Genomic DNA, 15243 nt, shown 5'->3' with positions numbered 1-15243 from the left:
GGGATTATGACAAAAATATACTTTGTATGTGGCTTTATTGGTTCAGGCAAAACTACGTATTCCAAGAAACTTGCCGAAGAACACGGCGCTTTTCGCTTTTCCATTGACGAGTGGATGATTCCTCTTTATGGAGAGCACATGGACCGTGAAGTGTTCGACAGTCGTTTGGCTACGCTGCAACAGTTATTCAAAGAGTCCGCATCACAACTGTTCTCACTCGGTGTCTCTGTGATCTTCGACTTTGGGTTTTGGACTAAAGCAGATAGAGAAGCTTTTGCCGATTGGGCATTAAGTATCGGTGTCGATAGTGAAGTTCATTATTTGGATATACCGTTTGATACTTGCAAGCAAAGGGCATTTTCTCGTAATTCAGAACTCAATGGTAAGTCCTATGAAATGACACCAGAAATGATGGTGTTATTTTGGTCTTGGTTTGAAGTCCCAACGTCGAGTGAAAGCGTGGTTTGGGTTCAGTAAGCAAACTCACCAACGATCTAACGTTTTTGAGGGAATATGAAGATTAAACAAATTTCAGGTATGGAAGTCATTCCAGTTAGACATCAGGTCTTATGGCCAGACAAGCCAGCATCGTTTTGTATTGTACAAGGTGATGAACTAGCAACGCATTATGGTGCGTTTGTTGGTGAATTGCTGGTTTGTGTCGCGTCTATCTATATTCAAGACAATGAAGCTAGGCTGAGAAAGTTTGCCACGCTGCCTGATTTCCAAGGGCAGGGAATCGGTTCAAACGTGATTGATCATGCAATCTCTAACCTCAAAGATTTAAACATCCAATATTTTTGGTGCGATGCGCGTACAACGGCTTTAGGTTTTTATCAAAAGTTTGGGATGGCTGTAGAAGGCTCTGAATTTGAAAAGTCGGGTGTTGCGTATTACAAAATGTCGGTTCATTGGTAGTAACGCTTCTCTGTCGTTAGGTTAGCCCTCCGAACCGCTAAATCACAACTTAAGTTAAGGAAGCTCATCGTGGAAGAAATAAAAGGCATTTTGCAGTTCATGGTAGAGATCGAAAAGCTAAAAGATGTCTCTCGCCAAACGAAACCTGTTGGGTTAAATCGTTATGAAAACTCAGCAGAGCACAGTTGGCATGTCTGTTTAAGTGCTCTGATGCTGAAAGACTATGCCAATGAAGAAATCGATATTACGCGAGTGATGAAGATGCTGTTGATTCATGATCTTGGGGAAATCGATGCCGGAGACACCATCATTTATGCCAGTGAAACTGAAGAAAACAAGCTCAAAGAGAGAAACTGCGTCGAGCGTTTGCTGAAATCACTGCCGAGCCAATTAAGAACCGAGTACTTGGATCTATGGCTTGAGTTCGAAGCGGGTGAGTCACCGGAAGCCAGGTTTGGTAAGGCGATCGATAGAGTGCCGCCATTACTTCATAACATCCATGGTGGTGGTCATAGCTGGAAGAAGCACAACATATCTAAAGATAAAGTACTGACCTTTAATGGCGAGCGTATTTCTAAAGGCAGTCGTGCTCTATGGAAAGAGCTAGAAGTGCAACTTGAAGGGGCTGCGGACAAAGGGCTATTAAAGTAAAAATTAACTATCTTGCCAAGGAATGACAAAGAAGTTTCAACCTAACAACGTTTAAATTAAACTCGGGAATTCATAGTGTTACTTCAGCGTAGCAAGCCCATTGTTAAAGGAATAAGAACCACATGAAAACCACTGCTTTAGCTTTATTGTTGCTTAGTGTTTCTGGTAGTACATTTGCAACAAATACCAATATTGAAGCGATCGATTACCAAGTGTCGGTCACTGTCGAGGATTCTGAATCAAAACTCAGCTTCCCAACCTTTAAGTTCCACTCTTTCGGTCAGGAAGTCACATCTCAAACTGAAAAGTGCATTTATTCGGGTGTTCTTTCTAAGCATGAAGCTAACGCTATTCTATTGGAAGCCAAAATGTCATGCGATTATGAAGATGGTGAGTCTAGCGGTGATATGCCGGTTTTTATTGTTAATAAAGAGGGTGGAGAAGCCAGTATCGAGCTTGGAGAAGATCAAGCAAACCTGTGGAAATATTCGGTTCTAATTAAAGCGCTTAACTAAATTTCAAGCGATACACGGTTACTCTTTTTGTTCTGCTATCTAACAACGCAATGCCAATTAAAGTAGATGCATGACACATGGTATTATCTTGTGTCTCATTTCTTTCTAATAAAACTCTAATGGACAACAATAAGTTCGAGAACCGAGTGATAAGTTGTTAGTATACATCAACATTTATAAATGTTAGTTGGCTTATATAAATGCTTGATAATAAGTATATTAAACACCCTTATCACTGTGAACAGTGCAACGCACTTACCCCGCACCTCGCTGTTAACGCTTCCGATGCTCAATCTAAAGTGGACGCTGAATCTGAAAAGAAACAATGGAAACTAGGCGTGTTGATGGAGTACCTGATGACGTTATTGTTTAAAGGTGACCATAATGTTCCCGGTTTTTATGTCGACAGTGATTACGAATACCAGTGTGAAAAGTGTAGGACTAAGTCGTGGCACTGATCGTGTGTTTAGCTTTATATTGAACTCTAACCGTTCCAAGTGTTGAATTTGGCTAGCATCAAGAAGAAGCATTTCGATCTTGTTTTGGAGGACAAACGAGTGATATACCCAAAAGCTTTAAATATCTGTGACAAAATCGGATTTTTCTCACCGTCATCGCCTGCAACTGTCTTTGCTCCCAATCGGTTTGCTCGTGCTAAACGCTATTTGGAAGAGCAGGGCTTCATTCTAGTTGAAGGTTCGTTAACTGGAGAGTCAGAAGGTTATCGTTCTGGTTCCATTCAAGCGCGAGCCGAAGAACTTAATCAGCTCATTCGAGACCCTGACGTGCGCTGTATTATGTCGACCATTGGCGGTAACAACAGCAACTCACTCTTGCCATACATCGATTACGACGCCCTTAGAAATGACCCGAAAATCATTATCGGCTATTCAGATGTCACCGCATTATTACTCGGCATTTACGCTAAAACTGGATTGGTGACTTTCTATGGCCCTGCACTCGTTGCATCATTTGGTGAATTCCCACCATTGGTCGACCAAACCTTCCAATCATTTACCGATATTTTATGTTCGGACTCGAGCCGACATCAGTACACGATGCCTGAGAGTTGGACGGACCTTAAACACGATTGGGAAACTCAAGACTCTGCAAAGCCAGTTTACGATAATGAATGGCACTTCATGGGAAGTGGCCAAGTAAGCGGCCGCGTGATTGGTGGGAATTTGAGTACAATGGCGGGGATTTGGGGCAGCGAATACATGCCAGAAATTAAGTCTGGCGATATTCTACTTATCGAAGATTCATTAAAAGGCATTGAAGCAGTCGAGCGTTCATTCGCGCACCTATTGGCTTGCGGAGTATTCGGTAGAGTAGGCGCTATTGTGCTTGGCAAACATGAACTGTTTGATGACAAAGGGACAGGGCTAACAACACTCGATGTACTTCTTGAAGTGCTGAATGGTAAAAATGTCCCGATCCTTTATGGCTTCGACAGTTGCCATACCCACCCTATGCTAGTCACGCCCTTAGGTGTGCAAGGTACTATTGATTTTGATGACAAGACATTCAAGCTTCAAAGCCAATGGTTAGCGTCGAATTAGCCTAAACTGATGATAATAAGACGCATTAGAAAAGTGATCCTCTCTGCAAACTGAGAATGGAAACGTGTCTATACTGGTATTGGTTGTGCTGCTTACCTTAAAGTGGCGGTAGAAATGTTGTGTTTAACTAGGCTAACTCTCAGAGGTAACAATGAAAAAATTACTATCACTAGGCGCCGTTTTAATTGCGGCATCATTTTCAGTCGCCGCTTCTGACGGTTTGATTAAGTACCAAAGTAATTACTCGGTAAAAGAAACCGCTGACCGTTTTGAAAATATCGCGAAGAGTAAAGGCTTAACGTTATTTGCAAGAATCGACCACCAGAAGAATGCGAGTGGTGTCGATCTTGAATTACGACCAACTGAAGTGATCATTTTTGGGAACCCTAAGGTTGGCACACCATTGATGCAGTGTGAGCAAGATGTGGCAATTGATTTACCACAGAAAGTGCTTGTTACCGAAGATTCGAATAAGAAAGTCTGGTTGTCTTACAATGATCCTAATTACTTGATGGAACGTCATGCAATCAATGGTTGTGATGAAGTGGTTAAGAAGATATCTGGTGTGCTGAGTAAGCTATCGGAAGCGACAATAGCTAAGTAACTACGGTGTCGGATCTGACACTTCGTTCAACACGATTCTGTTTGATACGATTATGTTTAATACAATGTTGTACCAAGTCATTTGGTTGAACCGTACAGACAAGGCATGAACGATGAAGCCCACCCAATATGGTGGGTTTCTTATAGAGTAGACTGGGTAAATCATCAAGAATTAAGGACATCATGACGTTACGAGTAGTACCTGAACTTTATTGTTTAGAATAGAAGTGAGTAAGTCATTCTTCGTTGAAATCTTGGGGTTTTCGGTTAAATATGAGCGCCCAGAAGAAGCATTTGCTTATCTGACAATGGATGGCGTCGATGTCATGTTAGAAGGGCTTAGTGGAGATAGCCGCAAGTGGGTTACTGGTAAGCTAGAAGCACCATTTGGGCGAGGCGTAAATTTTCAATGGGATGTATCGAACATCGATGCGTTGTATCAACGAGTTTGTATTCAATCTAAAGATTCTATTTACCTAACGCTAGAGTCTAAATCCTACCCATGCGGTGAACGTATTGCGACTCAAAAACAATTCATTGTCCAAACGCCGGATGGCTATCTATTCCGTTTCTGCCAGGATGTTGAATAGTAGACATTGAATGAGTAGACGTTCAAGGCTTGGCATTTTGTAATGTGTTCATTTAAACAAAAATAATGGCCCATTTGAACTAAAGTCTTTGAAATCGAGCGTCGACAAAATATACAACCACCAGCTATAAAAACGTAGCAACATGATTAAAGGAATACTCCAATATGTACGGGAGTGAGAGGACGAGAGCATTCTGCTGTAACTGTAAGGAACTTACACTGCATAGGTACACGATGTTCAGTAGCCAAGTGCAAAAGGCACCACAAGCTGAAGATAAAGAACCGAGCTTACTCCAACGAATTTTATCGGAGCTTCTATCTTTTGGTGTAACAGGTTCGGGCGCGACAGGTGATTACAAATGTACCCAATGTGGAACATATCTGAATACACCAGACAACCTAGACTGAGTTTGTGAGTTTGGCTTAGACAAATAAAAACGGGAAGACCGCAATGATCTTCCCGTCAGGTATTACTTAACTCATCGTGCTATTGGCAGTTTGAGTGAGAAGCGTTATGCACAACACTTCTTGTATTTCTTGCCGCTGCCACAAGAGCATGGGTCGTTACGATTTGGCGTTTTTTCAAACGTCATCGTTTTTGGCTTGTTTAGAAGCGTATCAAATTCCAGCGTGTTTTCTTCTTTTTCTGCATCAACCGTGATGCTTACAAAGATAGCGTTGTCTGCTGCTAGAGCTTCAACTTCTGTTTTGCGAGCTTCAGTTTGAACCATTACCGCAACTGGTGACTCTTCAGTACCCACTTTAACATCGCGGTTTACATTGTAGCCTGCAAGAACGTGATTCTGTCTTGTTTCGATACGGCCTTTGAAAAATAGTTTCGACATTGGGTACTCATTAAAATTTGGGATGACGCTATTCCAATGCTGGGTAGCGTTATAGATCGGGGGATTATACGCATATATTCCAATTGATAAAGCAATGATGTGAGCAAAGAGGGCTTAGTGATTGTGACCAAACGATCAGCCGCTTGGTAACTTCTCAATTTTTTGCGTGGTTTGGAATAAACTTGAAATTAGAGACAATAAGATTTCCTTCAATAGGGTTTAGAGTGATAAATTAAAATCGTCAATTTTAACAAAGAGATAGTGTATGAAGTTAGATGCCATCCTGTGGGATTACGATGGAACCTTGGTCAATTCAGTTCCGAAAAATATCGCAATCACCAAAGACATTATCTCTGTGGTCGCGCCACATTTGTCCGGTGATAATTTACCAAAATATTTGTTGAGCGAGGCGCTTTATCACGAAGCCAACCACGGCGCAAAAAACTGGCAAGCCTTGTATGTCGACTACTACGGTCTATCGCATGATGAAATGTTGATCGCTGGTGGAATGTGGGCGGAGCATCAAGATAAAAACCAAACACCAGTCTCGTTGTTTGATGGTTTGGAAACAGTGGTTAATCGGTTCGCTCATCTTCCTCATGGTATTTGTTCTCAAAACTCTCAATTGAATATTCGTGGTGTACTAGACAGTTATGGCATTGGTGATTTGTTTAAATCGGTTGTCGGCTATGACGATGTATCGAATGGAAACCAAAAACCACATCCATTTGGTGGCATGAAGTGTGTTGAAAGCATCTTTGGGCAAGCTCAAACCGATGAACTTTGTTTGATGTATATCGGTGACCACGAAGCGGATACGCAGTTTGCTCGCAATATCGAAGCCGCACTTGGCGACAAAGCAAAAGTGATTGCAGTTGCCGCAGGTTATAGTCGTTCTGAACCAGAAAACTGGCAAACTAAGCCCGATTATATTGCTAACAGTGTCGATGATCTTTTAATGATCATTGGCAAATACGCTTAATCAGTATCGTTTGATTAAATCTAGTTAATTTAAGGAAGAGTAATGACATCAAAAGACGTGGTATTAGGTTTTTGGGACGCAATGAGAACCAATGACTTTGCAAAGGCGAGTGAATGGTTAGCGGAAGATTTTGAAGGCTATTGGCCTCAGTCGTCTGAATTGACGGTTGGGCGAGACAACTTTATAGCAATCAATTCTGAATACCCGGCCAATGGTGTTTGGGAATTCACGCTCAATTCAATTGTCTGTGAGGGTGATACCGTAGTAACAGACGTTTCAGTTACTGACAGTGTATTGAAAGATCGAGTGATTACCTTTCACACGGTCGTTGATGGTTTAATCCAAAAGCAAACTGAGTTTTGGCCAGACCCATTCGAAGCGCCGGCGTGGCGATCGCAGTGGATTCAGGTTGTGTCGAACAACCAGGTCGTATCGAATAATCAGCTTATATCGAACAATCAGGTGCATCGAACAATCAGGTTATAACAAACAAATGGCATTAGGAGGTTTCATTGAACAAGGTAGTGATTGTAACAGGTGGAAGCCGAGGCATTGGCGCAGCGACGTCTAAATTGTTGGCCAGTAAAGGCTATGCCGTATGCGTTAACTTCATACACAACGAATCGAGAGCTGAAGAGTTGGTTAATGAGATTCGCGAGCAGGGCGGAACCGCGATAAGCGTGCGAGCGGATGTGTCTGTAGAATCGGATGTGAAATCCTTGTTCGAGATTGCTCGTAACAAGCTAGGACCAGTGACTCACTTAGTCAATAATGCGGGGATCCTGTTTAACCAATCGGCATTGGTAGATATCGAGTTAGATCGCTTTGAAAAGGTGATGAAATCGAATGTGTCTAGCTGCTTCCTATGCAGTAAAGCCTTTATCAAACAAGCTGATGGTGCGGGCTCTATCGTGAATGTCTCATCTGCTGCTTCTCGTACAGGAGCGCCGTTTGAATATGTCGATTATGCAGCATCGAAAGGCGCGATGGACTCACTGACTAAAGGCTTATCGCTTGAATTGGCTGCGCGTAATATCCGAGTCAATGGCGTCAGACCGGGTTGTATCTACACCGAAATGCACGCTGACGGCGGAGAACCAGGGCGAGTAGATAGACTCGCCTCACAACTGCCACTGCAACGAGGCGGCACACCAGAGGAAGTGGCTAACTCTATCGCGTGGTTACTGTCAGACGAAGCTTCTTATGTAACTGGATCATTCATTGATATTGCGGGCGGGCGATAGGGCTCGTTGGTCTTTACACTAAGATAAACCAGTAAAAACCATAAACACGCAACAAAAGTACCTAACTAAAAGAACGAAACTAAGAGTACAAATATGAAAAACTATTTTGAAAGTCCGTTTGTCGGAAAGTCACTCAAAGAACAAGTGACCAACCCAAACATCATTGTGGGCGAGCACAGTTATTACTCGGGTTACTACCATAACCACAGTTTTGATGACTGCGCACGTTACCTATTAGCGGATAGAACCGACATCGATAAGCTGATCATCGGCAGCTATTGCTCAATTGGTTCTGGCGCGGTGTTTATGATGGCGGGCAACCAAGGTCACCAAAACCAGTGGGTGAGTACCTTCCCGTTCTTCTATCAAGACGATGAGAAGTTTGAAGATGCGATAGACGGCTTCGAACGCTCTGGTGATACCGTGATTGGTAACGATGTTTGGATTGGCACCGAAGCCATGATAATGAGCGGTGTTAAGGTCGGTGACGGGGCAATCATCGCGAGCCGCGCTGTAGTCACTAAAGACGTTGCACCATACTCGATTGTTGGTTCAAACCCAGCGCGTCACATCCGTTATCGTTTCAATGAAACTGAAATTGCTCAGTTGTTAGAAATGAAATGGTGGGAGTGGAGCGAAGAGCAGATCAAAGGCGCGATGCCATTGATGTGTTCTTCAGATATCGACGGTTTGTACCAATATTGGAAAACGTTCGCGCAATCTTAAATTCAGGCTCGCTGAAATTACAAGTGCGCCTAAATAAACGCACGTGAGCTAGATACCTGCGCCAACTTGAAAATAGAGCGCGGTATCTTCTTCACTGAACGCGAGGTCAATCCCCGAAATTAAACCATAGCGTCTTGCGATAAGGTAACGGAAACCAACGCCGTAAGCCGCGTGAGAGCTTTGATCAAACATGTCTTTATCGCTGTCACCTGCATAACCAATTCCCGTAAAAACAGCGGTTGACCAGCGTGGTGTCCATTGTTTGCTTACTTGAACTTCTGCCGCGACGGTGTGCTCACCTTGATAACGATTACAGGCGATACCTCTCAGTTCAATGTCTGGGTAATATTGAGGAGAAAGCACTCGTTCATTGGTCGACAATGATTTGTACTGTCCTCGCAATGCTAAGTTCCACTCCTTGTTTAACTCCCAATAATTCAGTCCTTCCACATTAAACGTTTGATAGGTGTAATCACTGCCAATCGCATCACCAAACCAAAGGTATTCCGCGACATAGTTGTAGCCTTGCGTGGGATTGAGAAAGCTGTTCTTGCTGTCGTATTCAGCGATTAAACCCAAACCGGAAGAGGTCGGTGACGTGTTGCCAATGTTGTTTAAGATTTCTTGCGCTTTAGGATGATTATTAAGAGAGAGTGTTGGTGCGAAGAACTGTTGAGAAAACCCCAGTAACCATTTGGAGTCGGGTACTCTAAATTGTAGCTTCTGTATCCCGCCCATGCCTTTGAGTCCTAGCTCAACACCTTCGTTTGGATCGAGTGGAGACAAGGCGTTCGGAGAGCTTTGTCTATAAAAGGTCATGTTGATATCGCCATAACCTAATCCACCAAGGTAGCGTATTGAATCCTCATTCCAACTGCGCTTGTGACCAACAAACGCCATCCAAGTGCCATTCTCTGTTGCAAAGCCTCCGACCGCGGTAATTGCAGGCGTTAAAAGTTGTGCTCCGCCATCGAGTGATTTTTCAGCAAGTTCTTTACGCGTGTTTTTTTGCTCTTCAGATTCGTGCATGAAGATACCGGTGAAGCCGCCACCGTATCCTACCGCAGGCTCTGTAATTAGAATTGGCACAGGAAGAAAACCGTAGGCATTTTCTGCGAGGTATTCTCCCATATCGAGTTGACCATCAATTTCATCGATAAAGCTGACGGCGTGTGTCGCCGTTGAAACAAGTATCAGGCTACTTAGTGCTAAAGGTTTAAAGGTCATAACATTCCGTATTATTCACTATCCATTAAATTGAGTGTAATCAATCAAATAGATAGCGCAATAGAACGAGGAGTATTAACCGATATATCGGTTCAAAAGGCGAATGGAACAGCGTTTACTATTGGATAGCTTCTACGTACGTCAGAATATCCAGAGCATTTTGCTTGGTAATTATACCTTTCCACGCTGGCATACCTTGTTCTACGTTACCCTCTAAAATGTCATCCGCCACAGAGCTTGGACTGGTAAAAAAGCCACCTAGTTTATTAGCGATATTAGCGGGCTTGTGTGGCAATGAAGCGGCTGTAGGACCATCACCGTGACCCTTGTCACCATGACACACCTGACAAAGCTGTCGGTATTTGGTTTTACCATTGGCGAAGTGGCTCGCATCGATTTCTGAGGCGGCACTGGCATTAAACGCCATTATTGAAGCGACTAGACCTAAGAAAGCTAACACGTGTAAATGGTTCATGGTTTTCATTGTTTTGTTCTCGATTATTATTTAACAATGAAAGATTAAGCAGGCGTGAGTAGAAGAAACGTGAATAGGTAAAGCGGGATTAAGCTAAGTTTACAAGTAGCTTTAGACGTACATTTAGAAATAAGTTTAGTTGCGGACAAACATCAATGTGATTTGGGTAAATGATTGATTATATGCATATTGCATAGTATGGCGTGTCGCATTAGCGTGGTGGATGAATTGGAGGGGTATTATGATCAGTTGCAACGATTACGATTATATTGAGATTGTGTGTATGCACCAATACCCAATCAAATTAACGCTGAAGTCTGGCGAGCAGATTGAATGTGTCGGATTAGATACTCAACGCAATGACAGCCGTGAAGAGTGCATTAAGGTCAGTATTCAAGGTGCAGAACAACTTGTCGTACTCACTGATCTTTCCACACTAGAAGTCTGTGTCGACAATCCTCATTTTCAGCAGATTTCATTCAAAACGTCATAGGCTTTCAAATGAATAACACCATAGAGCAATGCTATTGCACCGCGTGCCGAGAAGACACACAACACGTTGTTGTGTTGGTCAGAAAGACGAGTGCGTTTGCAGACAAACCTAACCAAAAGCGACACGAGTTTTGGGCGGGAGTGGTTAAAGGTTGGTTCCTTGGCCCGTTTATCGCGTCAATGGATGAGTTTTCTCGTCATCTTGTGTGTGAGAAGTGCGGCCATAAAGTGATTGAAGACTAAGTATTGATTTAATATGCTTAAACTAACGTTGGCTAGGAATGAAAACGAATGAAAGTAGAAACGATTGAAGCCGTAAAGGCGTATGGGTTTTCAGTAAGAACCACTAATACCGATGAGATTGACCCAGCTAAAGCGAAAATAGGTCAACTGTGGCAAGGGTTTTTCGACCAAGCTTTTCCTAAACTTACACCAGATTCAAAGGTGTATGGTGTCTACACCAATTACGAATCGGATTTTACTGGTGAGTTTGATGTTATCGCGTGTACCAATGCACTAACGGATAACAATTTAGATGACCTAGTTGAAACCGAAATTGAAGCCGGTAAGTACCTAACGTTCTCCGCTGACGGTGAATTGCCGCAAGCGGTTATCGATTTATGGGGCGAAGTATGGGCGTATTTCAATGCGCAGGATTGCCCACATACTCGAACCTACACGACGGATTTTGAATTCTACAAAGGCGAAACCGAAGTCGAGATTTCTATAGCAATAAAATAAGGCTTTTGCTGGTAGCTTGTGAACCATAAAAGCTAGTGATAACAGATAAATAATGAATAAAAAAAGAGCCGCTCTATATGAGTGGCTCTTTTTGTTGGGCTATCTTGTCCAGAAAAAGGCTAACTACATCATTCTCATGAAGTAAGGAATAATAAGGGCGTTCGCTAAATCAATGAAGAACGCACATACCAACGGCACGATGATGAAGGCTTGTGCAGAGTGTCCATACTTTTGACTTACTGCCGACATGTTTGCCATTGCGGTTGGTGTTGAACCCAAAGATATCCCGCCAAAGCCTGCACACACTACGGCGGCGTCATACGTTTTCCCCATGGATGGGAATACAATGAAGATATTGATGATTACCGCTAATAAAAGCTGCATTGCCAGTATTGCGAATATTGGGCCTGCTAAGTCGATGAGTGTCCAAAGTTGCATGCTCATTAACGACATCGCCAAAAATGTACCTAGAGATATTTCTGCAATTAGGTCGATAGCAGGAGAGCGCGTAGGCCATTTCGTCCCAGATATTCTTGGGTATGAATCTGGCATCAAGTTGGTGATCACGATACCCGCAAACAAACACGATACGAACAATGGAAGCTGTAATCCTGTTTGGCTGATCAATTCATTCAGCAAAGCACCGACAATGACACAAATATGGATAGCTAAGACAGCATCTAGAAATTGAAATGACGTCAATTCTTGCTTTTGCTTACTCTCATTTGAATTCACTGAAATGTCTTGGCCTTCAGCAGGTTTAAGGTTGTGGCGATTAATAAGAAACTTAGCAATCGGACCACCCATTAAACTGGCTAAGATAAGCCCAAACGTGGCGCTGGCGATACCAATCTCCATTGCGCTTTCCAACCCAAACTCTTCTGCGACCTTTGGTGCCCAGGCGATAGCCGTTCCGTGACCGCCAATAAGTGAAATACTGCCGCTTAACAAACCAAAGACAGGCTCTAAACCAAACATAGAGGCGACAGAGATACCGACGATGTTTTGCATAATCATAAAAAAGATGGTGATCGCGAGTAGAATCACTAACGGTTTACCGCCTTTAAACAGGTCTTTCAAACTTGAGTTGATACCGATGGTGGTAAAAAAGTAGACCAATAATACATCGCGAGCAAACAGATCAAATTGGACTTCAATTGAAGTGGTCGCGTAAAGGCCAGCAAACAACAACGACGCTAAAATTCCGCCTGAAACGGGTTCAGGAATGCTGAATTCTTTCAAAAATCCGATGACTTGATTAAGCCTTCGTCCGATAAATAGCACCACGATACCCATGGTCACTGCGAAGAATGACCCAAGGTGTAAGACGTTGTTTTCAAATTCCATAATAAGCCTTGTATAAATAAAATGCTGACTGCCGATTCGTTACTTTATAAGCAACTAGATTAGCATTATTTGTTACTGCCAAAAGATAAGAAGGTTTGAAATTCGGCATCGGAGAGAAGCTGTTTATTACCTTCTTCAATCAATAGGTCTACGTTTTCTTTGTCTATCATAAAATCTGTTGGGATTTGATTAAGTAAATATCGCTTGGCGCTGTTGTCTGTCTTGTTCAAACTGACTTCAATAAAGTAAGGGACAACCTTACGGTCTTGATAAGAAGCGAATTCGGACCAAGACTCTAACTCGTCGACGATCAAATCTTTGGTCGTATCGTTGTAGCGATGCAGCTGGATATCGGTGATCACGTCTACCGTTTGTTTCATTGTTGGCATTTCAATCGTGTTTCCGATGCCGGACTCTGGCATTGTAGCGGCATCAACAGAAATGATGACGATAGGGCGTACCTGTTGATTTTTATGTAAGTTCTTCAGTTTTTCTTTGTCGTTATAGCGCAAATATTCAGACATCTCATAAACCGACAGCAAGCCGAGGTTGTCAGTAATTCCACCATCAACGAGATGAAGATAATTAATGTCGTCTTTATGGCTGTATGACTCTAACGATTTGATCAGATTTCGGTTGCGATAGCTGGTCGCTTCAAAAGAGGGCTGTAAGTGTTCTGTTTTGTCACAGTCGTTTTTGTTCTCAAGCACGACGGGTGTGAATACAAAAGGAACGGCAGAAGAGGCCGTCACTGAACTTGAAACTGAATAGCTGTTTAAGTCGGAGCAAATTAGGTCAAAATATTCTTGCGTGAACGAAAAGCGAGATCCGGTTGAAATGTCGGTAGCGTTAATCACAATGTATGGAGAACCATCTCGTCGAATGTCAGCAAACGTACTATCACCAAAAATGTTGGCTTCATAATAATCGGTCGCTTTATCTGTTCTTGTGGCGTAAGAGAACCAATAAGTCGGAGATAGGAGAATAGAAAGTAGATCTTTAGATACTTCGTGATAGAGAAAGGTTTCTTCGTAGTCTTCGAATATCTTCTCGCCGTATAAGCCGTAATAAGCTGCGGTAAAACTGCCGCCCGATACCGAGCTAATAATGTCGACTTCTTCCAATAAGTTGATGGTTTCGCCGTCAATGTCGATATTGGTGTCGCGTAACGCTTGTAACACTCCGTAGGAAAGCGCAGCTGCACGCGTTCCGCCCCCTGAAAAAGAGAGGATCAAGGTAACTTTGTTGTCTTGTTTATAGAAGTTTTTAGCGGTGTAAGGCTGAGCCAGCTGTTCACTTGACTGACTCGTGTTCGTCGCTTTGTTCTTGGCGCTACAGGCAGAGAGGTTGATTGAGAACGCCACTAATAGTGATATTTTCGCGCATTCTGTAAGCCAATGATTTCGTATATGGCAATGATTTGGTTTATCGGATTGATTTACTTTGGTTTTCGGCATAGCCCATTTCAAACTAACGTTGTGGTTAAGTGAAAGGCTATTTTCGTTGATATTTAGACTGCCATCAATGGTGTCACCGGGAACACAGTGTCACGATATTCAGTACAATCTAAGCGTATTGGTGCCGGTTTTGAGTTATTTAGTGTTATCCAAAAAGACAATCTTGTTTAGTTTCATTCCATAAAGGGTATTGCTTCATCACTTGCCCATACAGTTTACTTTCAAGGTGTGCTCTTAACCAACGGCCCACATTTTGATAGTCAGATTGCACAAACCACTTCTTTTCAACGCGCACAAATTGGCTAACGAATGGCATCACGGCGAAGTCGGCCAGACTCGGTGTATTTCCGAACAAGTAATCGTGATTGGCGAGCTTGTTTTCAAGTACGGATATAAAGCCCTCGCAAAGCCGTCTACGTTGCTCAACATCGTCATTTCGGTAACGCAAGGAAGCACGGTATTTTTCTAAATAACCGATGAATTCTTCATCGTTCATTTTAATAAGCTGGTGGACTGATTCGCTTAAGGCGGAATTGCTCGAACGCAAAAGATCTTGAGGATCGTTCTGTTGAAGTGCCCAATTCATGACATCTAGGCTCTGCTCGACGATTTGTCCATCTGGCAATATTAATACAGGAACTGTGCCTTTTGGCGAACTGGCTAATAATTCGCTAGGCTTGTCTTTAGTGACAATTTCTCTAAGTAAAACTTGTTGTTGTGACAGGGCGATGCCCATTCGGCCGCGCATCGCATAAGGGCAACGACGTAAAGAATAAAGGATCGGTAGGTCGGATTCGTTCGGCATAATTGAGATCATTTAGTTTGAAAAGTGTTGTTAGGTGGTAAAGAGATCGTGATGTAGGTAGAAT

The 15243-nt window shown here is 42.8% G+C and carries 21 protein-coding genes and 1 pseudogene; 16 read left to right on the top strand and 6 right to left on the bottom strand.

The genetic code is table 11. The annotated features are described in order from the left end of the window. Window positions 1-6: 6 nt before the first annotated feature. From OCV36_RS08225 to OCV36_RS08185, 9 genes and pseudogenes are all read left to right on the top strand, one after another. Window positions 7-477: an AAA family ATPase gene (locus OCV36_RS08225; RefSeq protein WP_135458427.1), complete on the top strand. Its 471-nt coding sequence runs from the start codon at window positions 7-9 to the stop codon at window positions 475-477. Between the two features lie 36 nt (window positions 478-513). After that, window positions 514-918 carry a GNAT family N-acetyltransferase gene (locus OCV36_RS08220; RefSeq protein WP_135458425.1) on the top strand — a complete coding sequence of 135 codons (405 nt, stop codon included), beginning with the start codon at window positions 514-516 and terminating at the stop codon, window positions 916-918. Window positions 919-987: 69 nt separating this feature from the next. Then, window positions 988-1569 carry an HD domain-containing protein gene (locus OCV36_RS08215; protein WP_135458423.1) on the top strand — a complete coding sequence of 194 codons (582 nt, stop codon included), beginning with the start codon at window positions 988-990 and terminating at the stop codon, window positions 1567-1569. Window positions 1570-1691: 122 nt separating this feature from the next. Then, entirely contained in the window at window positions 1692-2084 is a 393-nt protein-coding gene (locus OCV36_RS08210) for a hypothetical protein (RefSeq protein ID WP_135458421.1), read from the top strand. A 200-nt stretch (window positions 2085-2284) separates the two neighbouring features. After that, the gene (locus OCV36_RS08205; protein ID WP_135458420.1) at window positions 2285-2542 is read left to right on the top strand and encodes a hypothetical protein; all 258 of its coding nucleotides are present in this window, start codon (window positions 2285-2287) and stop codon (window positions 2540-2542) included. A 99-nt stretch (window positions 2543-2641) separates the two neighbouring features. After that, window positions 2642-3646: a S66 family peptidase gene (locus OCV36_RS08200; protein ID WP_135458418.1), complete on the top strand. Its 1005-nt coding sequence runs from the start codon at window positions 2642-2644 to the stop codon at window positions 3644-3646. Between the two features lie 151 nt (window positions 3647-3797). Beyond that, entirely contained in the window at window positions 3798-4250 is a 453-nt protein-coding gene (locus tag OCV36_RS08195; RefSeq protein ID WP_102552482.1) for a DUF302 domain-containing protein, read from the top strand. Window positions 4251-4432: 182 nt separating this feature from the next. Next, window positions 4433-4839: pseudogene (locus OCV36_RS08190) on the top strand (bleomycin resistance protein). A 164-nt stretch (window positions 4840-5003) separates the two neighbouring features. After that, on the top strand, window positions 5004-5246 hold the full coding sequence (locus OCV36_RS08185) for a hypothetical protein (RefSeq protein ID WP_210114733.1): 243 nt from the start codon (window positions 5004-5006) through the stop codon (window positions 5244-5246). A gap of 104 nt (window positions 5247-5350) precedes the next feature. On the opposite strand, the gene OCV36_RS08180 is transcribed toward OCV36_RS08185, so the two are convergent. Then, entirely contained in the window at window positions 5351-5683 is a 333-nt protein-coding gene (locus OCV36_RS08180; protein ID WP_135458416.1) for a PBPRA1643 family SWIM/SEC-C metal-binding motif protein, read from the bottom strand. A gap of 265 nt (window positions 5684-5948) precedes the next feature. Between OCV36_RS08180 and OCV36_RS08175 the strand changes: the two genes are divergently transcribed. The 4 genes from OCV36_RS08175 to catB all read left to right on the top strand — a co-directional run bounded on the left by OCV36_RS08175 (window position 5949) and on the right by catB (window position 8635). After that, window positions 5949-6665: an HAD family hydrolase gene (locus tag OCV36_RS08175; protein WP_135458414.1), complete on the top strand. Its 717-nt coding sequence runs from the start codon at window positions 5949-5951 to the stop codon at window positions 6663-6665. Between the two features lie 42 nt (window positions 6666-6707). Continuing rightward, entirely contained in the window at window positions 6708-7151 is a 444-nt protein-coding gene (locus OCV36_RS08170) for a nuclear transport factor 2 family protein (RefSeq protein WP_135458412.1), read from the top strand. A 26-nt stretch (window positions 7152-7177) separates the two neighbouring features. Beyond that, a complete protein-coding gene (locus OCV36_RS08165; RefSeq protein ID WP_017074950.1) occupies window positions 7178-7909 on the top strand; it encodes a glucose 1-dehydrogenase in 732 nt (243 codons plus the stop codon). A gap of 93 nt (window positions 7910-8002) precedes the next feature. Beyond that, complete coding sequence (catB, locus tag OCV36_RS08160) at window positions 8003-8635, top strand: type B chloramphenicol O-acetyltransferase (RefSeq protein ID WP_135458410.1); 633 nt, start codon at window positions 8003-8005, stop codon at window positions 8633-8635. Between the two features lie 48 nt (window positions 8636-8683). On the opposite strand, the gene OCV36_RS08155 is transcribed toward catB, so the two are convergent. Together OCV36_RS08155 and OCV36_RS08150 are read right to left on the bottom strand one after the other, a co-directional pair. Beyond that, on the bottom strand, window positions 8684-9862 hold the full coding sequence (locus OCV36_RS08155) for a BamA/TamA family outer membrane protein (RefSeq protein WP_135458408.1): 1179 nt from the start codon (window positions 9860-9862) through the stop codon (window positions 8684-8686). A 118-nt stretch (window positions 9863-9980) separates the two neighbouring features. Then, window positions 9981-10346, bottom strand: a complete 366-nt coding sequence (locus OCV36_RS08150) for a c-type cytochrome (protein WP_135458406.1) — start codon at window positions 10344-10346, stop codon at window positions 9981-9983. 232 nt (window positions 10347-10578) lie between these two features. Here OCV36_RS08150 and OCV36_RS08145 point away from each other — a divergent pair, with 232 nt between their 5' ends. The 3 genes from OCV36_RS08145 to OCV36_RS08135 are packed head-to-tail and all read left to right on the top strand — an operon-like array spanning window position 10579 to window position 11570. Continuing rightward, complete coding sequence (locus tag OCV36_RS08145) at window positions 10579-10830, top strand: Rho-binding antiterminator (RefSeq protein WP_135458404.1); 252 nt, start codon at window positions 10579-10581, stop codon at window positions 10828-10830. Between the two features lie 8 nt (window positions 10831-10838). Then, window positions 10839-11072: a hypothetical protein gene (locus OCV36_RS08140; RefSeq protein ID WP_135458402.1), complete on the top strand. Its 234-nt coding sequence runs from the start codon at window positions 10839-10841 to the stop codon at window positions 11070-11072. A 48-nt stretch (window positions 11073-11120) separates the two neighbouring features. Then, a complete protein-coding gene (locus OCV36_RS08135) occupies window positions 11121-11570 on the top strand; it encodes a GyrI-like domain-containing protein (RefSeq protein ID WP_135458400.1) in 450 nt (149 codons plus the stop codon). Between the two features lie 123 nt (window positions 11571-11693). Here OCV36_RS08135 and gltS read toward each other — a convergent pair whose 3' ends face one another. The 3 genes from gltS to OCV36_RS08120 all read right to left on the bottom strand — a co-directional run bounded on the left by gltS (window position 11694) and on the right by OCV36_RS08120 (window position 15179). After that, the gene (gene gltS / locus OCV36_RS08130) at window positions 11694-12917 is read right to left on the bottom strand and encodes a sodium/glutamate symporter (protein ID WP_135458398.1); all 1224 of its coding nucleotides are present in this window, start codon (window positions 12915-12917) and stop codon (window positions 11694-11696) included. A 65-nt stretch (window positions 12918-12982) separates the two neighbouring features. Beyond that, complete coding sequence (locus tag OCV36_RS08125) at window positions 12983-14374, bottom strand: patatin-like phospholipase family protein (protein ID WP_135458396.1); 1392 nt, start codon at window positions 14372-14374, stop codon at window positions 12983-12985. A 145-nt stretch (window positions 14375-14519) separates the two neighbouring features. After that, window positions 14520-15179 carry a glutathione S-transferase gene (locus OCV36_RS08120; RefSeq protein WP_135458394.1) on the bottom strand — a complete coding sequence of 220 codons (660 nt, stop codon included), beginning with the start codon at window positions 15177-15179 and terminating at the stop codon, window positions 14520-14522. Window positions 15180-15243 lie beyond the last annotated feature (64 nt).

This window comes from Vibrio echinoideorum, assembly GCF_024347455.1.
In the GTDB taxonomy this organism is placed as follows: domain Bacteria; phylum Pseudomonadota; class Gammaproteobacteria; order Enterobacterales; family Vibrionaceae; genus Vibrio; species Vibrio echinoideorum.
The sequence above is the reverse complement of the archived record's forward strand: the minus strand, read 5'-3'. Positions and strand labels throughout refer to the sequence as shown.